The organism is Arcanobacterium sp. (ex Cirak et al. 2026), assembly GCF_053585065.1.
Genome location: NZ_JBQJCE010000001.1, coordinates 109324 through 126984 on the forward strand (window position 1 = coordinate 109324; position 17661 = coordinate 126984).

15 protein-coding genes are annotated in these 17661 nt (G+C 55.2%); 10 read left to right on the forward strand and 5 right to left on the reverse strand.

The window, feature by feature from the left end; genetic code table 11:
• Positions 1-34: 34 nt before the first annotated feature.
• Both ACTOVJ_RS00480 and ACTOVJ_RS00485 read right to left on the reverse strand, forming a co-directional pair.
• A complete protein-coding gene (locus tag ACTOVJ_RS00480) occupies positions 35-1390 on the reverse strand; it encodes a PFL family protein (protein WP_449503846.1) in 1356 nt (451 codons plus the stop codon).
• 11 nt (positions 1391-1401) lie between these two features.
• On the reverse strand, positions 1402-1704 hold the full coding sequence (locus tag ACTOVJ_RS00485) for an ACT domain-containing protein (RefSeq protein WP_449501577.1): 303 nt from the start codon (positions 1702-1704) through the stop codon (positions 1402-1404).
• An 85-nt stretch (positions 1705-1789) separates the two neighbouring features.
• On the opposite strand from ACTOVJ_RS00485, the gene ACTOVJ_RS00490 reads away from it, so the two are divergent.
• The 4 genes from ACTOVJ_RS00490 (at position 1790) to ahpF (ending at position 6155) form a co-directional block, all read left to right on the forward strand.
• Entirely contained in the window at positions 1790-2275 is a 486-nt protein-coding gene (locus ACTOVJ_RS00490) for an S-ribosylhomocysteine lyase (protein WP_449501576.1), read from the forward strand.
• A complete protein-coding gene (locus ACTOVJ_RS00495; RefSeq protein WP_449504593.1) occupies positions 2272-3699 on the forward strand; it encodes a 5'-methylthioadenosine/S-adenosylhomocysteine nucleosidase in 1428 nt (475 codons plus the stop codon). The genes ACTOVJ_RS00490 and ACTOVJ_RS00495 overlap by 4 nt, the downstream gene beginning before the upstream one ends.
• Before the next feature lie 162 nt (positions 3700-3861).
• The gene (ahpC, locus tag ACTOVJ_RS00500) at positions 3862-4425 is read left to right on the forward strand and encodes an alkyl hydroperoxide reductase subunit C (RefSeq protein ID WP_449501574.1); all 564 of its coding nucleotides are present in this window, start codon (positions 3862-3864) and stop codon (positions 4423-4425) included.
• Between the two features lie 164 nt (positions 4426-4589).
• Positions 4590-6155 (forward strand): alkyl hydroperoxide reductase subunit F, encoded by a 1566-nt coding sequence (gene ahpF / locus ACTOVJ_RS00505; RefSeq protein ID WP_449504594.1) that lies wholly within the window; start codon positions 4590-4592, stop codon positions 6153-6155.
• Between the two features lie 120 nt (positions 6156-6275).
• On the opposite strand, the gene ACTOVJ_RS00510 is transcribed toward ahpF, so the two are convergent.
• Both ACTOVJ_RS00510 and ACTOVJ_RS00515 read right to left on the reverse strand, forming a co-directional pair.
• A complete protein-coding gene (locus ACTOVJ_RS00510; protein WP_449503819.1) occupies positions 6276-8399 on the reverse strand; it encodes a S9 family peptidase in 2124 nt (707 codons plus the stop codon).
• Between the two features lie 75 nt (positions 8400-8474).
• Positions 8475-9167 (reverse strand): ribonuclease H family protein, encoded by a 693-nt coding sequence (locus tag ACTOVJ_RS00515; RefSeq protein ID WP_449503818.1) that lies wholly within the window; start codon positions 9165-9167, stop codon positions 8475-8477.
• Between the two features lie 58 nt (positions 9168-9225).
• Here ACTOVJ_RS00515 and ACTOVJ_RS00520 point away from each other — a divergent pair, with 58 nt between their 5' ends.
• From ACTOVJ_RS00520 to ACTOVJ_RS00545, 6 genes are all read left to right on the forward strand, one after another.
• Positions 9226-10128 (forward strand): macro domain-containing protein, encoded by a 903-nt coding sequence (locus ACTOVJ_RS00520; RefSeq protein ID WP_449501570.1) that lies wholly within the window; start codon positions 9226-9228, stop codon positions 10126-10128.
• A 169-nt stretch (positions 10129-10297) separates the two neighbouring features.
• Positions 10298-11047 (forward strand): trimeric intracellular cation channel family protein, encoded by a 750-nt coding sequence (locus ACTOVJ_RS00525; protein ID WP_449501569.1) that lies wholly within the window; start codon positions 10298-10300, stop codon positions 11045-11047.
• 143 nt (positions 11048-11190) lie between these two features.
• Positions 11191-11559, forward strand: coding sequence for a GntR family transcriptional regulator (locus tag ACTOVJ_RS00530; protein ID WP_449503817.1), 369 nt, complete (start codon positions 11191-11193; stop codon positions 11557-11559).
• Complete coding sequence (locus tag ACTOVJ_RS00535; protein WP_449503816.1) at positions 11556-12425, forward strand: ATP-binding cassette domain-containing protein; 870 nt, start codon at positions 11556-11558, stop codon at positions 12423-12425. Before ACTOVJ_RS00530 ends, ACTOVJ_RS00535 begins: the two co-directional genes overlap by 4 nt.
• Position 12426: 1 nt before the next feature.
• Positions 12427-13242, forward strand: a complete 816-nt coding sequence (locus ACTOVJ_RS00540) for a hypothetical protein (RefSeq protein ID WP_449503815.1) — start codon at positions 12427-12429, stop codon at positions 13240-13242.
• 12 nt (positions 13243-13254) lie between these two features.
• The gene (locus tag ACTOVJ_RS00545; protein ID WP_449503814.1) at positions 13255-13983 is read left to right on the forward strand and encodes a hypothetical protein; all 729 of its coding nucleotides are present in this window, start codon (positions 13255-13257) and stop codon (positions 13981-13983) included.
• Between the two features lie 65 nt (positions 13984-14048).
• On the opposite strand, the gene ACTOVJ_RS00550 is transcribed toward ACTOVJ_RS00545, so the two are convergent.
• Positions 14049-17531, reverse strand: a complete 3483-nt coding sequence (locus tag ACTOVJ_RS00550) for an endo-beta-N-acetylglucosaminidase (RefSeq protein WP_449503813.1) — start codon at positions 17529-17531, stop codon at positions 14049-14051.
• Positions 17532-17661: the final 130 nt, after the last annotated feature.

The window sequence follows — 17661 nt, forward strand, 5'->3', positions numbered from 1 at the left end:
GTGGGAGACCCTCACCTATTAACAGTAAAAGAATCTAGTTCTTGAACTGATGCAGCGGCGCCGGAATTGCACCGCCACGGTCAATAAATGCCTGTGACGAATACGGGCTGATCGGCATGATTGGCGCCTGCCCAAGCAAACCGCCAAACTCCACCATTTCCCCATCAGGAACTCCCACAGCGGGGATCACACGAACAGCAGTGGTCTTATTATTCATCACACCGATAGCCGCTTCATCAGCAATCATGCCGGCAATAGAAGCAGCCGGAGTATCACCCGGAATGGCAATCATGTCCAAGCCAACAGAACAGATCGCTGTCATCGCTTCGAGCTTCGATACCGAAATCGCACCAAGACGAGCAGCTTCAATCATGCCCTCATCCTCAGACACTGGAATGAAGGAACCCGACAGTCCACCCACCTGCGAACATGCCATGAGGCCGCCTTTCTTCACGGCATCATTCAGAAGCGCGAGCGCCGCAGTAGTTCCGTGAGCGCCAATGCGCTCCAGCCCCATTGCTTCCAACGCACGGGCAACAGAATCGCCTACCTCTGCAGTTGGCGCAAGTGAAAGATCCACGATACCGAATCGAACACCGAGACGCTCAGCCGCCATACGCCCCACAATCTCACCTGTGCGGGTCACTTTGAATGCCGCTTTCTTGACAATCTCAGCCAGCTCGTTGAATGACCCTTCAGGCACGGAATCGATCGCACGCTTAATAACGCCAGGCCCCGAAACGCCCACGCTCACCACACACTCAGGCATCTCCACACCGTGGAATGCTCCAGCCATAAAAGGATTGTCACCAACAGAGTTTGCAAAGATCACTAGCTTCGCAGCGCCAAGAAGTCCTCCTGGGAGCGCAGCAGTTTCAGCCACAACTTCACCCATGCGCTTCACAGCATCCATATTGATGCCCGCGCGCGAAGATCCAATATTGACCGATGAACACACAACATCGGTGCTGGTCAACGCCTGAGGAATCGAGTCGATGAGTCGCTGATCGGATACCGTCGTGCCCTTTTCAACGAGAGCGGAGAAACCGCCAAGGAAATCAACCCCCACAGCTTTTGCCGCTGCATCAAGCGTGCGAGCCCACTCCACGTAGTCAGGGTTCTCCGACGCCCCAGCTACGAGTGCGATGGGGGTAACTGAAATTCGCTTATTAATAATAGGAATACCGAGTTCAGCTTCAATCGACTGCGCTGTCTCGACAAGGTTCGCCGCCAGACGGGTGATCTTGTCGTAGGCTCGCGCACGAGCGCGAGCGTCGTCAGAGTCGGCGCAATCGAGCAGCGAGATACCCATGGTGACGGTACGAATGTCGAGTTTGTCCTCGGCGATCATGTTGACTGTCTCGAGGATCTCGTTCACGTTATGCAACATATGTGCGCCCCTTATAGATCGTGCATCGCGTCAAAAATTGCATGGGACTGGAGGGTGATCACCAGGCCGCGCTCCTCACCGAGCGCACGCAGGGACTCCTGCAGCTCGAGCATATTCGGCTGATCTCCCAGCTGAATTTCGAGAATCATCGCGAAGTACTCGCCCATCGTCTGCTGAGAAATATCGAGAATGTTGATGTTCTTTTGGGCCAAGTGTCCGGAAACGGCTGCCACGATTCCAGTGGCGTCAAGCCCTGTCACTGTCACAATTGCGTTCATGAGCACATTATCCGTTACGCGCACGACGGTGTCCATAGGGGTCGTGGCACTCCCCGCAGGTCCACAAGGACGTGTAATCTGAAGCTATAACTGTTTAATGGATTCAATATGGGAGCACAACATGAAACTTAATGTGGAATCGTTCAACCTCGATCATCGTTACGTTCGTGCCCCTTACATCCGCGTCGCAGATGTCAAACGCCTGAGCGAGGGAAGTGTGCTGACGAAGTATGATGTGCGTTTCTGCCAGCCCAATTCCGAACACTTGGAGATGGACGCCGTCCATTCCATTGAGCACATGTTCGCTGAATTTTCGCGAAACCACGCGTCAAACGTCATTGATTTTTCCCCGATGGGCTGCCAAACAGGCTTCTACCTCATGCTCAGCGGAGAACCGGACGTGGCATCAACTGCCGAATTAATCGAGACCACTTTCCACGACATTCTCAATGCCGATTCCGTCCCTGCCGCCAACGAAGTGCAGTGCGGGTGGGGTGCCCACCACTCACTCACGGGCGCTCAAGATGCCGTCACAGCCATGCTGTCCAAACGATCCGAGTGGGAGCAGGTTCTGACAGCTCATGCTGGCAAAGGGGCCTCCTTATGATTCCGATCAACGCTCTCATCATCTCTGCCATGCCTGAAGAAATGGCACCGATGCACGAACTTCTCGCTCAGTCCAAGCGCACCGAGGTCGAAAATTCGGTAGCGAAGGTGGTGGCGTTCCATCGTGGCCGTTCCGATATCGTCACGATGGTCACTGGAATTGGCATGGTTGCGTGTGCCAGCGCGCTTGGGTGGGCATTGGCTAAGTATCAGCCGCGGGCTATTATTTCGATCGGTTCGACAGGCGGACTTGCGGCCGATGCGCGCGTCGGCCAGGTCATCGTCGGCGAAACGTACATCAATAGCGGGGCAGATGGCACCGCCTTCGGTTACGCTCCCGGCCAGGTTCCGGGTCAGCCGGAGATTTTCACAGGCGACGCGGTTCTTCTTGACGGTGCTCGCTCGCTCATCGAAGCGCTGTCGACGTCGGGACAGCCAGTTCACTGGTCAGAGGCAGTTTCGGTGTTTTCCAGTGATCATGAGTCGGATCCGGGTCGCACAATTTGTCCTCATGACATTCGCATTGGACAGATGCTGTCTTCTGACGCGTTTGTCACCGAGCGCAACGTCGAAGATAAGCGTGATATCTTCCCGTATGCGTTGAGCGCAGATATGGAAAGTCACGCTGCCGCTCAAACTGCACATCGCTTCGGGATTCCATTCCTCTCGGTTCGCGGTATTTCCGATCTGTGCGGCAAGCCTGATGACCAGTCGGTTTCCTTCCACGCTGAACTCTGCGAAGTCGCGACGTCTGCGGCCATTTTGGCACTGGAGTTTCTCTACCGCGGGGGAATCCTTGAAACTGCACGTTCCAACCACGGCCCGGCGAAGCACTTCGGTCACCGCTCGTTGATGGCAGCAATGTACTTGATGCTTGCGTCGGCAAATAACTGTGAACCGTTAGCAACCGAGGATGTGTCCAGCGCAGTTCACGATGAGATTACTGACCATCTCGAAGGCTTGAGCCATGAAGCGATCGAACATGTCATTGGTCTTGTGGCGGCAGGTGCGCGGCTGACTCAAACTAAACCTCAAGCAACTCTCACCGCCAAGGAATACGATCAACACCGTTCGCAGTTCATTGCTTTACAAAACGGGGGTGAGGGGGGTTTCTTATGGCCTCCGACATCGCAAACAATCATTAAGCGTTTCAATGGATACTGGAACGATGCGCTGGCAGCAATCGGCTTGGAGCCGAGGCGTGGGCGCGCTCGTGGTGGGTTGAAGTTCAGCCACGATGATTACATCTATGCGATTCGCGCCTACATGATCGATGCCGCCCACTCGGGTACGTCTGCGTCCTTCGCTGGCTACAAAACGTGGTTAGAAAAGAATGAGAAGAAGGGCGAGCTCCCCTCGGGAGCTGCGATACGTCAGCGTTTTGGTTCCTGGAAGGCAGCGCTTGGCGCAGCGATGAGGCGCTAGTCCACACCCGTAAATCTCGGTGGTTGGAGAGCACGTCTCTTGGGACGTTAGCGACACCTCGGACGAGTTTCTTTGCAGTTAGGCACTCAGCGGGATAAACTTTTCTTGAATCATTCAAGTATTGGTTTCCGAATTTGGATCCAATCGGAAAGAAAGGGCGCTATGTCTCTGATTAACACCTCCATCCTGCCGTTCAGCACGCAGGCTTACCACAACGGCGAATTCGTGGAAGTAACGGAGAAGGATGTTCTCGGTAAGTGGGCCGTTTTCTTCTTCTACCCCGGCGATTTCACCTTCGTTTGCCCCACCGAACTCGGCGATCTCGCAGATCACTACGACCAGCTCCAGGAAATGGGTGTCGAAGTGTTCTCTGTGTCCACCGATTCGCACTTCGTCCACAAGGCGTGGCATGACGATTCCGAAGAAGTTGGTAAGGTCAAGTACTTCATGCTCGGCGATTCGAACGGACAGATCGCCACCAACTTTGACACCCTGCGTGAAGGCGGCGCCCAGGCTGACCGCGCCACCTACCTCATCGACCCCGACGGCGTCATCCAGTATATCGAGCAGACCGCTGAAGGCATTGGCCGTTCCGCCGAAGAACTCCTACGCAAGATCAAGGCCGCTCAGTACATCGCAGCACATCCGGGCGAAGTTTGCCCGGCAAAGTGGGAAGAGGGCGAAGCAACTCTGACCCCAGGCATCGATCTGGTTGGCAAGATCTGATCACCACGCATCACATCGGTGTTCTGGAACGCTCCTGAAGGGCTACCGTCGGTAGTGAACTACCTTCAGGGGCGTTCCTCTGACACCTCAGCACACCAGCTTTGACACCTCAGCACACCAGCTTTGACACCACAACACCCACATCATTCTTTGAGGAGGCTTCGATGGCCAAGAAATTACTAGACGAGAACTTGACCGCATCACTTGCGCAACTCACCGGGCGTATCACCGAGAAAGTAGAGCTGGTGGCATCGCTTGACGAGCGCCCCGCGTCGGAAGATCTCGAACTGTTGCTCCAGGACATCGCTGCACTGAGCGATAACATCGAATACGTACGCGACGACTCAGTCAACGAGCGTAAGCCCGGCTTCACCATCCGTCGTGCAGGTACAGATATTGCTGTCCAGTTCGCAGGAATTCCGATGGGTCACGAGTTTTCTTCGCTCGTTCTTGCGTTACTACAGGTTGGAGGAAATCCGATCAAGGAAGACCAAGAGCTCATCGATGCCGTCGCCGGTCTTGAAGGGGATTTTGAATTCGTCACCTACATGTCACTAACCTGCCAGAATTGCCCAACCGTTGTTCAGGCTCTAAACACAATGAGCGTCATCAACCCACGTATTAAGCACACAGCTGTCGAGGGGTCGCTCTTCCAGGACGAGGTTAACGCAAAGAATATTCTGTCAGTGCCAACGATCTACCTCAACGGTGAAGAGTTCGGTCAAGGCCGCACCACGATCGAAGAGTTCGTGGCTCGTCTGGATGCCGGGGCTGCTGATCGCACCGCTGAAAAGATGAATTCTGCCGCCCCCTATGACGCCCTCGTTGTGGGGCAGGGTCCAGCTGGCGCTGCAGCAGCGATTTACTTTGCACGCAAGGGTCTGCGCACAGCAATCACTGGTGAGCGCTTCGGCGGTCAGATGAACGATACTCTGGCAATCGAGAACTTCATTTCGCAGACCTACACCGAAGGTCCGAAACTCTCCGCGCAGCTCGAAGAGCACGTCAAGCACTATGAGATCGACGTCTACCCTGCCTCAACCGCAACCGGACTCACTCCGGCGTCGGCAGAGGGCGAACTGCACACCGTCCACTTCGGCGACGGCGCACTCAAGGCTCGCACCGTCGTCGTCGCGACCGGCGCACGCTGGCGTCTGATGGGAGTGCCAGGCGAAGAGGAATACCGCAACAAGGGTGTCACGTTCTGCCCGCACTGCGACGGCCCGCTTTTCAAGGACAAGAAAGTAGCCGTGATCGGCGGCGGAAACTCGGGTATCGAGGCGGCAATCGATCTGTCTGTTCACGCCTCACAAGTGACCGTTTTCGAGTTTGCAGACAAGTGCCGCGCCGACGACGTTCTCATGGACTCGCTTGCTGCGCTGAAGAACACTGAGGTCATCACAAACGCTCAGACCACCGAGGTGGTGGGCGATGGCACGCAGGTGACCGGCTTGACTTACACAGATCGTGCCTCTGGTGAGGAAAAGTCTATGGATCTGTCGGGCGTGTTTGTACAGATCGGCTTGCTGCCGAACACGGAGTGGCTCGACGGTGTGGTGGAACTCAATGCCAAGCACGAGATCGCCACTGACGGTAAGGGCGCGACGAACATCCCGGGCATCTACGCCGCTGGTGATTGCTCGGACACTGCGTTTAAACAGATCGTGATCGCCTCCGGTTCCGGAGCCACGGCTGCTCTGTCCGCATGGGATCGCCTGATCCGCCTGTGATGAAAGGCTAAAGAAGAGTTCGCTCGATCGAGGGAGTGAAACTTTTCCCTCAATAAACTGAGGCCCCGAATCATCCTCACCGGATGACTTGGGGCCTCAGTCTTGCCTTGCTCTAGACCATCACTCGGTCACACCAAGTTGATCGAAGATAAACGCCAGCTCGCGCGCACGATCTTCCCATTTCTTGTAACGTCCTGAGCCGCCACCGTGACCAGCAACAGTTTCGGTCAGCTGAACAATCGGACGCGCCACTTCGTCGTTGGTAACGTTATCACGCAGAACCTGTACCCACTTTGTCGGCTCCAAGTAGGACACGCGCACGTCGTTCAGCGACGTCGTCGCCAGGATTGCTGGGTAAAGTTCGCCCTCGCGCACGTTCTCGTAGGGCGAGTACTCTTTCATATAGCGGTAGATGTGCTCCGACTCCACCGGATTGCCCCACTCTTCCCACTCGCCCACAGTCAACGGGAGTTCGGGTTTGAGAATCGTATTGAGCGCATCAACAAACGGCACGCCAGCGTGAACCACACGGAATGTCTCCGGCGCGAGGTTCGTGATCGCACCCATCAGCAAACCACCTGCGCTGCGACCTTCAGCCGCCAGACGCGCCGGATCTACTAGACCAGTGTCGAACAGATGATGTGCCGCAGCTACGAAATCGCTGAACGTGTTCTTCTTCTTGTCGAACTTACCATCCTCGTACCATTCGCGACCCATCTCTCCACCACCGCGGATATGCGCGATGGCATAGACGATTCCACGATCGAAGATAGGCAGACGGTTCGCTGCGAAGAACGGATCGATCGAGTCCTCGTAGGAGCCGTAGCCATAAATGAAACCGGGGTTCGAGCCGTCGCGCTTGAGGTCAGCTCGGTAGACCACCGTCATTGGAATCTGTGTGCCATCCTCGGCAGTGGCCCATTCGCGCACCTGGACGTACTTGGAACGGTCATAGCCTGGTACGTCAAGTACCTTGAGTGTGCGTACCACGCCGGTTGTGGCGTCCCACTCGTTCGTCGTGACCGGGTCAAGTAGTGACTCGGTCATGAAGAGCACTGACTGTGCATCCCACTCCGGGTTGTTTCCCAGATCAATCGTGGAGAGTTCAGGAGCGTTGATCGCCTCCGGCTCACTCCAGCCCGACGACGCCGGTGCGTCATTTTGGTCTGTTTCTTGCGCTTCGATCCTGCGCAACACACGCAAAGTGGTTGAACCAGCAGAGCGGAGCAACACCACGGCGAAGCCTGCGAACGCTGCAACTTCAATAATGCGCTCACCCTTGGCCGCAGACATCACGGTCTTCCAGCTTTCAGGAGTCGATACACCAATTGGAGCACTGGACACGTCAAAGCCTACGTTGGTGAGGTTGTGCCAGATCAGAAGCTGATCACCAGCAATCTCCACCGTGTAATCAAGTCCAGCGCGACGCTCGGACACCACGAAAGGCTCGGCGCTGGCGTCGGCAATATGCATGAGGCGCACCTCAGAAGTGGTGGTGGATGCCGAATGGATGATGAGCCACTCACCGTCACGCGAGCCCCACATCCATGCGGAGAATTTCTCGTCATCTTCCTGGTAAAGGAGACGATCGGTAGCAGGGTCGGTGCCGATCACGTGTTCCCAGACCTGGTAGGAACGCCACGCTGAGTCCGCGCGCGTGTAGTAAATGCGGCTCGAATCTGGGGAAAAGACGAGACCGTACACAATCTTCGACAGCGAAGAATCCACAACTTCACCGGTGTCGATACGCGAGATTGTCAGCGAGAACTCTTCGTTTCCTGCCACATCTACCGCGAGCGCGAGGAGCTCCCCGTCCGGTGAGACAGCCTGTCCACCGATAGAGAAAAACTCGTGCGGCTGTGCAAGCTCATTGGCATCGTAAATTACCTGCTCAGCGTCACCAATAGTGTTCGGATCGGGGCGCTCGCTCCCCAGAGCACGCGTGCGAGAGAAGGCTGGGTACGATTTACCTTCGAATGTGCGAGTCCAGTACCAGTAATCGCCCTTGCGAATCGGAACCGTTACGTCGGCTTCTTTCGTGCGTGCGGCGATTTCCCCCACAATTTTCTTTTCCAGGCCCGCAAGATGCGCTGTACGCTCAGAGAACCACTCATTCTCTTTCTCGACGAGGGTACGGGCGGCAGCCTCGTCACTTCGCAGCCACTCGTAGTGATCCACAACGGTATCGCCGTGGAATGTGCGTTCAATCGGGCGCTTCTCGGCCCGTGGTGCTGTATGTGTCATTCCCTCAGTCTAAACGACACCACGCTTCCTGAGAATCAGGTTCACAACGAAATGAGATCGCATTTTGTAGCGGTCTCAGCGCGCGTGCATCTGGGTCTGCGCTACTGCTAGCGAATCGACCAACTCGTTACCGGCATCGCCTGCATGGCCACGCACCCACTCAACTTCGGTAGTGCCGGTGCGTCCCTCGTAGAGTTCGAGGGCTCGTTCGATGAGTTCACGGTTTGCCACCGGCTTGCCATCAGCCTTCTTCCACCCTTTCTTTCTCCATCCTTTCGCCCATTTGGTCACCGAGTTAATGACATATTGAGAATCAATACGTAGAAGGAGGCTCCGCTCCGGACCGGCAAATTCGAGGGCTGATACCAGTGCGGTCAGCTCCATGATGTTGTTTGTGGTTGCGCGCGCGCCACCACTCGCCCATTGCCCACTTATTTGTTCGACAAAAGCCCAGCCACCGGGTCCAGGGTTACCTGAGCACGACCCATCGGTTGCGATAACAAGGTCAAATCCCGATGTGGGCAGACCCACAGGCCCTTGTGTGCGGCCCGTTTTCGCTGGCGTCACTGTGTAGTTGACGACGACGGTGGGTGCTGTCGTCTCACCGTCACCACTGTCAGTGACAGGTGCAGTGACAGGTGCAGTGACAGGTAACTCATCGGCGTCGCTATCGGGAGCCTCAGACGGGACGTTAGTCGGAACTTCGGCGTCCTCCTTTCGGGAAGGGGTGCCGAATAAAAACTCATCAATGTCAAAACCAGATGTCATGGCTTTAGACTACGGCACCAGTTGGGTAATCTAGATGTAGCTCTGTGAAAGGGAAATAATGTTGAAACTCTCTGATTACCGCGAAGCAATTCAGCTCGACACGCCGGTACCTGCGGCCAAAACAGATGACCGCTCCACACACGATCTCCTCTTAACCGCTCTGGCTGGCCTGAAGGACAAGAAATACACCGGCGGCACGTCGGCAAACCTCTCCACCGATGCCGGACTCGATCTATGGCTGAAGACCGAACTCGCCGAGCGTCCTGCTGGCGATCTCGATCCGATTACCTCGCGCGCTATCGACACGCTGTTGTGGCGTCGCATGGGACGTCACGGCCGCATCGAAGTCAAGAGCCTGCGCCGCGTGATCGATTTGGATCCTGATTCCGATTACACGCACGCCGGTTCTGTGGTGCTCTACCGTGGCGATTCGGAGCAGATCGTTGTCGACGCTATCGTGACCTCGGCTATGCCAGATCTCTCCGGCTGCCCACTTCCTTTCGATCACTGCATTGATTCGGAAATTCAGACTCAAGGCGGCCCCTGGATCAAATCCGATCTGAAGAAGATCAAGGAAATAACAGGCATTGAGGAGCTTCCGTTGGGTGAAGCTGTCATTACTCGTGGCTACCGTCTCCCAGCTAAGTACGTGATCCACGCTGTCTCACCGAAGGCCAGCGGTGGCAACCATGAAGATCGTCTCAAGGAGCTCTACGACACCTACACCGCCTGCCTGAACCTGGCAGCTCAGGTGAAGGACATTAAGTCTGTTGCGTTCCCAGCAATCGGCACCGGAATAGGGGGCTTCTCGCTCGAGGAGTCAGCTCAGGTGGCACTGAAGGCTGTTGACGATTGGTTCGATGAGCACAGCGGCAAGGTTGAGCTCGTTGCACTGATCGTGCGCGGTGATCACGATTCTGAAGCATATCAGCACGCCCTCGACCGCTGGGTTGAGGACTGATCCTTCACGTTCCATCAGCTCAAGGAAAATGGTCGGCCAATTGCCGGCCATTTTCCTCATCTACTAGGGTGTGAGAGGCGCGCGCAACGCACGCTACAGTAGGCAACGTCCGCTTGCCCCGGCGTCGGGAAGCGAGTACGTCACCCCATTGACCTGCAAGGAGGGGAGCGTGGAACCAGAAACACTGTTCCGCATTGTTGACGTCGCTGGTGTGTTAGCCAACGGCCTGATCGGCGCAACCTTGGCACGTTCGCTGAGCTTCGATATGTTCGGTTTCCTTGCGCTAGGTATTGTCACCGCGCTAGGCGGCGGTATGACGCGCGATGCCCTCCTCGGTACCGATTTTCCTGTTGCTCTGACCGATCCTTGGTACTTGTGGGGTGCAATCGGCGCCTCAGTTTTCGCCTACTTAGTTCCTCTCGATGGACGGTGGGCGCGACGCTTACTTGCAATCGCCGACGTCGGAGCGCTCGGCTGTTGGTCAGCGACGGGGGCTGCAAAAGGTATGATGGCCGGGCTGAACCCGGTGTCATCAATTTTCTTGGGTACCATCACCGCGGTGATGGGTGGAATCTACCGTGACGTGATGGTCGGGCGCAGACCCGCTGTGTTCGGCTCCAATCCTTTGTATGCCACTTTCTCTGTGATTGCCGCTGGGCTGATGGTGTTTTTCCAGAGCTATGGAATGTATGAAGTAGGGATGGGGTTGGCGATCTCCATCTGTTTGATTTTCGGCTTGCTTGCTCGGCGCTACCACTGGATGCTTCCTATCAAGGCGATGGATCTGAGTGCGCGTTTGCGTTCAGAAAAACTCAAGGCGTTGCGCGTGAAGTCGATGGAACGGGCACGCGGCGTGCGTCGACGTCGGGACGGCGGAGTGAATCCGGACGCTGACCGTATCTTGCGTGACAAAGAATAAGGGTCTGTGATCGGCTCTTCCCTTTTGTGTCGCTCGTCGCGTTGATCTTTGTGAAAACCGCACAGGATTTTGAAACTTGACACCTCCTTACCCTTAGTGGTTAATTAGTCATGTAACTAACCAACAAAGGAGAAGGGGGATGAATGCTGACTTTCGACTCGTCGACACCCATCTATGTGCAGATCGCTCAAGATATTCGACGAAAAATTGTGGCTGGCGAACTCGTTCCCGGTGATCAACTGATGTCGACGACTCAGTACGCCACCACATACCGAATTAATCCAGCCACTGCGAATAAGGCATTTTCGACCCTCACGGCTGAGGGATTGGTATACAAACAACGCGGAATCGGCATGTTCGTTTCAGACGATGCCCCCGAAATTTTGCGCACACAAGGACGCCAAAATTTCCTCACCGAACACCTCGAACCAGCCATTCGCGCGGGCGTGGCATACGGATTCACCCCGGAAGAAATCATCACTCTCACTCGCACAATCCTGGAGGAACAATGACACACTCAGATAGGCTTACGCCGATCTCTGGCAACGACGCTATGACACAGCATCACCCCGTGGACACACACAAGGCCACCGGCGTCGTGCTTCATGATGTACACGTACGCTACGGACGCTTCGAAGCAATTAAAGGAATCAACGCACGCCTACGGCCAAATGTCATCACTGGTTTGCTCGGACGTAATGGCAGCGGAAAATCTACGCTCGCTATGGCGATGGCGGCTCAGATTCCTTTCCGAGGTGAAATCACGCTTGAGGGGCAAGAAATCTGGGAAAACTCGAAAGTCATGCCCCAGGTCGCTCTGGTCAGCGATTCGACTCTCCTCTATGAGAACCTCAAAATTACACAAACCTTAGCCTTGTGGGACGCAGTTCGACCAACGTTCAATCACCAGCTCGCTGAAGGTCTGCTGAATGCATGGGAAATCTCGCTCACAAAACGCCCAAACCAGCTCTCGCGCGGCCAACAGAGCGCTCTGTCAGCTGCCCTCGGAATTGCATCGCGCGCTCCGCTCACCATCTTCGACGAAGTCCACCTGGGCATGGACGCGGTACTGCGTCGCGATTTCTACGATGTTCTTCTCCAGGATTTCATCGCGCATCCGCGCACAATCATTATTTCCTCCCATAATGTCAACGAGATTGAGCATCTCATCGAAGACGTGTGGATTGTCGAAAATGGGCAACTCGCTGCAGAAGGAACCGCCGACGACGTTCGTGCCTCTTACGCACGCCTCATGTCAATTGAAAAAGGAGTTCCTGATCTAACCTCGATTCTGGCTCATATTACACGGCGCGTCTCTGGCACAGAGGTACTTGGACAGCTCGATTCCCACTCATCGACTCCTCATCAGGAGGCCTAGAATGCAACGCTCATTAATCAAGGCCGATCTTCGACCGATGCTCTGGACTCTCCCGCTCTTCCTTCTGCTCACAGCAGGGGCACTCCTGACGTATCGCTTCCTCAACGGTTCCTTCGACACCTCACCATCCGTCATAGTCGGCTCGCCCGACTTCGGCACGCTCCATCCCTATCCGGCGACAATACTGGACACAAGCGCAATTCCGGCAGGAAATGACGTGTCTGATCCTGAGATCAGTATTCCGACGGTGGAACTCGGTGGCCCGTGGAACCTCATGGCAGGGATGGCAAATCTGCTCTATATTTTCTCCCTTGGGTTCGGTATCGCGGTGAGCAAGCGTGTCAAGGGACGCCTTGGAGCAGGCGTCACTCGCCGTTCACTCGCACTGTCCGCCCTCGCGACGGCAGTGACGGTGGCCGCGATACATTCCGCAATATCGGTTGTCCTCCTGTTGATCGGCGATATTCTCGATGATCGCACAGTCCTCGGATCGTCAATGTGGATGTATCTTTATATTCCACTGTGGCACCTAGTGTTCTTTGCATGGATACTCCTCATGACCGTTTTCTCCCTGCGCTACGGCGGAACAACACTGATCTTCACTATTCTTGGTCTGTGGCTGTCAATCTCCATCTCCTATGGAATCTTCACGTCCTATATCGGTGCATCACTTGCGAACTGGCTCTCTGATCTTCACAAGCTCATCACAGTGGCAAATCCTGCGATTGCAATGACCGAGCACGCTGCGTTGCTCGCCATAATCCCGGCTCTGGGATCGTGGTGTGTGATGCGCCGGATGCGCGTGAAAAGGAAGTAAGGAAGTGACATCATGAAACTTTTCTCCGCGTATGGACGCCAAATCGTTCAAACTTCTGCTTTGGTCAGCGTCTTCCTTGTGACGGTGTTACTCGCCGTCCGGGTGATCTTCGGAGGAGGATCGAATGAGGACATTCCATGGATCGAAGAGATCGGATCTCATTCGTACTTGTGGAGCGGTCTGAGCCGCTTTCTGGCAACTCTGACTGGATTTGGCACTGCTATGGCCGCGCTCTTTGTCTACAACACGCGAGCTCATGTTGCCGCCGGAGTAACACGAAGCGAGAACTTCCGTTTCATTGTGTGCTCATTTCTTCTCATCATGGCACTTGTGTGGGGTGTCATCGGTGTGATGTGGGCAGGCGCATGGCTTATCGAAAGCGTCATACTTGAGGGAGTCACCCTCGCAGCGCTGGCGTTTAATGTCACCGCTCTGGCCGCATCATTGAGCGCTGGAATTTTCCTTGGGATTGTTTTTACTCGTTGGCGTCTGCGCCAGGTGATCATTGGCGGTCTGATTATCCAGGTCATGCTCTCAGCAATCATTGCTCTCGGAATCTTTCTCTCCTACCTTCGCACAGGTCATGCACAGTGGAGTTTTGACCACGGCCCACTGGGAATCTGGGGCGAAGAAATCTTCACTCTTCCCGGCGCCTGGGCAGTGTCGTTCTTGGCGTTCACCTTGATGATGTTCTTCCTCGCGTGGGCAATCAACCGAAAAATTCCTCTTCGTCGCAATTAACAGACTAAACAGACTAAAGGAGAGGCGTTGGGAATTTCCCAACGCCTCTCCTTTACCTTATGTCACTAGTTCATCCGCCGTTTGCGAACAACCAGCACAGCACCTGCGAGCACAGCGATCAGCCCTGACAGTGCCATCGCATCAGAGGATGCGCCCGTACGAGAAAGCTCGCCGGATGGAGCCTGAGAACTCTGAGATGAATCAGACTGAGTTGGCTTCGTCGTTCCCTGCTTGTGCCCCTTCGAGGGCTTCTGCGGAGTTGCTGGAGTCAACTTCGTCCACGGAACCGCAGTCGCCGACGCAGATGGGTTCGGTTCAGGCTTCGCCGTTGGCGCCGGGTCTGCCGGAGTGGTCGGATCCGCCGGAGTAGTCGGGTCTGCCGGAGCGGTCGGGTCCGCCGGAGTAGTCGGATCCGGGTCGGCAACCTTCGGAACCGTCAGCTTCACCTGCACCTTGACGGTTTGCTCGGACTTATCCGGGAAGGTGACAACAATGTTTGCCTCGTAACTTCCTGAAGTAAGTTTCGTGTCACCGGCGACCTTCGCGCTCAGCGTCCCGTCCTTCGCCAAGGAGAGGAATGCGGGCAGGTCTTTTCCGCTAAACGTTGTTCCCTTCGGAAGTGCGCGTCCGCTCGCCGACGTCGGAGCACTGGTCTGCGCCTTTCCGCCGGCGGTGACGTCAATTGGTGCGTAGTGAACCGCAATGTAGTCCGACAGGGCAGGCTCAGCCTCAGGGCTAGGGGTCACGCCGGTGACCTTATAATTCTTGATCGTGAATTCCTGTGTAGTGGTGTTACCGGCATAGTCCGTGAGCTCAGCGATCACCGTTCCGGTGGCCGCCGGGAGAGTGCGGAAAACGGTGATATCCTCCGTCGTCGCAGCCGCACCGCCGACAGTGCGAATTGTTCCGCCACGCACATGCTGACGCAGCGGCTTAGCCTCTCCGCCTTCAGGCTTGAAGCTCACCACAAGCTTGTACCAGTCACGCGTGGTGGGGTTCTTGAAGCGATACTCACCGTTCTCTTTGATGACGAGGTCAGACGCAGGCATCGGCGCTGCGAATCCATCATGAGTATTGACGCGAGTGGTGTATCCCACTGTCTTACCTTGCGGCACCACGGTCACGTCTGCAGGGTAACCCTCAAGGAACGGCACAGGAATTGTCGCTACGCCCTTGGCACAGTCCACAGTAGTTGAGAACGTATTGATCTTGTCTGCACTGCGGTTTTGGAGATGCGCAATCGCGGTGCACTTTCCGGCGTCAGCGCCTTCCCAATGAACAGTCACTTCGCGTGGCTTTGCTGCGAAGGTCAGATCGTTGATCTTTGACTTGGTGGTGTCAACCGTAAGATTCATCGGTAGCCCAGTGCCATTGAAGACCACGGATGTGGGCGCCGAAAGCTGACCGTCCTTTCCAACAGCCTGCACCTGGTAGGTCACCTTGCCGCGGTTTGGCGCATCTTTAATGTATGCCAGATCAGTGAATCCATCGAAAAGATGGCTCTGGCCTTTATCATTCACAGCGCTGACGCGGTAATTCACGACATCGCCGTACTTGGCCTTGTCCCAGCCGAGGACGAGCTGACCGTCGTCATATACACCACGAATCTCGACGCCGGTGGGCGCTGCTGGCGCTGTGTGCCCATCGGTGACGGCAATCTTACCCAGGTTGAGCTGGTAGCCCTTAGCCTCGCTAAATTTCAGACCTATCGACGTCACCGTCTTACCGGCAAGATCCTTCAAGCTCAGCTTGGTAGTTGTCCAGTCACCAGCCTTCTTCGAGGAATCAACCGGAAGAACGACCGGTTCTTTTTCGCCCTTGATCGTCAGGACAACACTGGCTGTTGCGGTGTCAGCAGAAACCTTTTTGAAAGTCAGCTCAAGCGCTGATCCCTTCTTGACGGAAAGATCCGTCTTAAAGAGATTCAACACGGTGTCGTTTGCGGTATCTCCATGGATAGCCAGCGAGTTTCCACCCTCGTAGGCCCCTTGCGCCGCAAATGGGATTGTTGCTGGCTTTCCAGCAAAAGTGCTGCGCTTTTCATTCTTCCCCATGTCCCAGTCAGCGGTGAGTTTGCCGCCGCCCGTCGTCCACCACTGCCATGAAGGCAGTAGCGCCTGGGAATCCATATTCGACCACTCGGAAGAGTTCGTCACCTTTCCGCCGTCCCACCAGGAAAGGCCCTTGCCGATGGAGAAGTTGGTGGCAAACGTCGAACCTGAGATAACCGACCGTGCGGGGGCGAAGTCAGCGACGCCGGGCCATCTGATTCCGTTTGCGTTCAAGTCGGGATAGCTTGTATTAGCATCATATTCAGCCGACGCCGGATTCATTGTTGGACCTGAGAAGTACAGACGCTGGCGGCCATCAACAACCCACTGGAACGGTGCCTGCTGGAACAGAGGGTTCATCTTCGGGCCGTCGTTTGCGTCAAGGACATCGCGCTGATAGAAATCCGAGGGAGTAAAGAGGGCGATGGACGCACGCGGCGAATGGTTCTTCTCTTTATCGACGTAGAGTCCACGAATTCCGGAGGCTGTTTGGTCACCGTTGTGGAACTTCGCTTTATTCGCTTCGACACCGAAAAATGCTTGAGCGAAAGGATCGTCCTTTGCTGCAGCAATTTCCTTGAGAATAGTGTTCGCTGATTGCTCATTCCAGCGGTAATTCAAGAAGACTGAATCCATGACCTTATTGGCGCCCTTGCCAGTCCATTCAGCTTTAACTGAATCCCAATGCGAGTCAGTGTTCGTGTACCACTGGGTGTACAAACCTGCATCAGTCAGCTGCTTCATGAAAGGCTTGAGTCGCGCCTCACGGAAATTTGTTTCTTCGTCGTTGAGAAAGTAGCCGTCATAGCCATAGAACTTCGCCATCTCAATCAACTTTTGGGCCACGATATAGCCCTTTCCGCCTGGTTCAAAAGACTCTTCGAGAGTCAATGCCGGACGGAAGGCCGGATCGAAATAGATGGTAGCGATGGATTTCACGCCGTTTCGATGGGCAGCATTAGTCCATGCGGGATTCGGGATATCAACAATTCCGAATTCAAAACCACGCTTGCGCCAATCGCTCGATCGAGGATCGTAGAGACTCTTGGGAGTTGACACAGAAGCAGAACCATGCCACGGGCTCCAGTAATCTGCATACTGCCAGAACTGGAGAGTGTGCTCATTAGCGTCGTTATTTGCGCGGAAATTCTCAAAGAAAGAGTTACCGTAATCGCCCTGCATGAGCATGATCTGGGATTTACCGTCAAGCTGTGGATCGGCCTGCGTAGCTGAATTGTGCTCGATTCGCGGCTGGAGTGGAATGTCTGCTCGCATGAACTGTGCATAAGGATCGGTCTCAGGGCTCCAGTCACGCACATCTTGGAGCCTGTGCCCCTGATTGATCGGTTGTGCGGAGCGCACTGCATAGTCTCCTTGCGGATATACAGAATCCGCAGCATTCGCCTGTGCAGCAAACGCAGTCAAGGTCAGAGCCGCAGTCGCCGAAATGGCGAGGGCACGGCGGCTACCCCGACAAGAGGTTGATTGCTTTGCCATACCTTGTCCTTTCTTCATTGAATGACATGGCATTTTCAGCACACCAAACTAAAACGGTTAAGTCAAACACAAACAGCATCGTAATATTGCGAAAAAGCTTGCAACGATGCAAGACATCAAGCACAGAGGT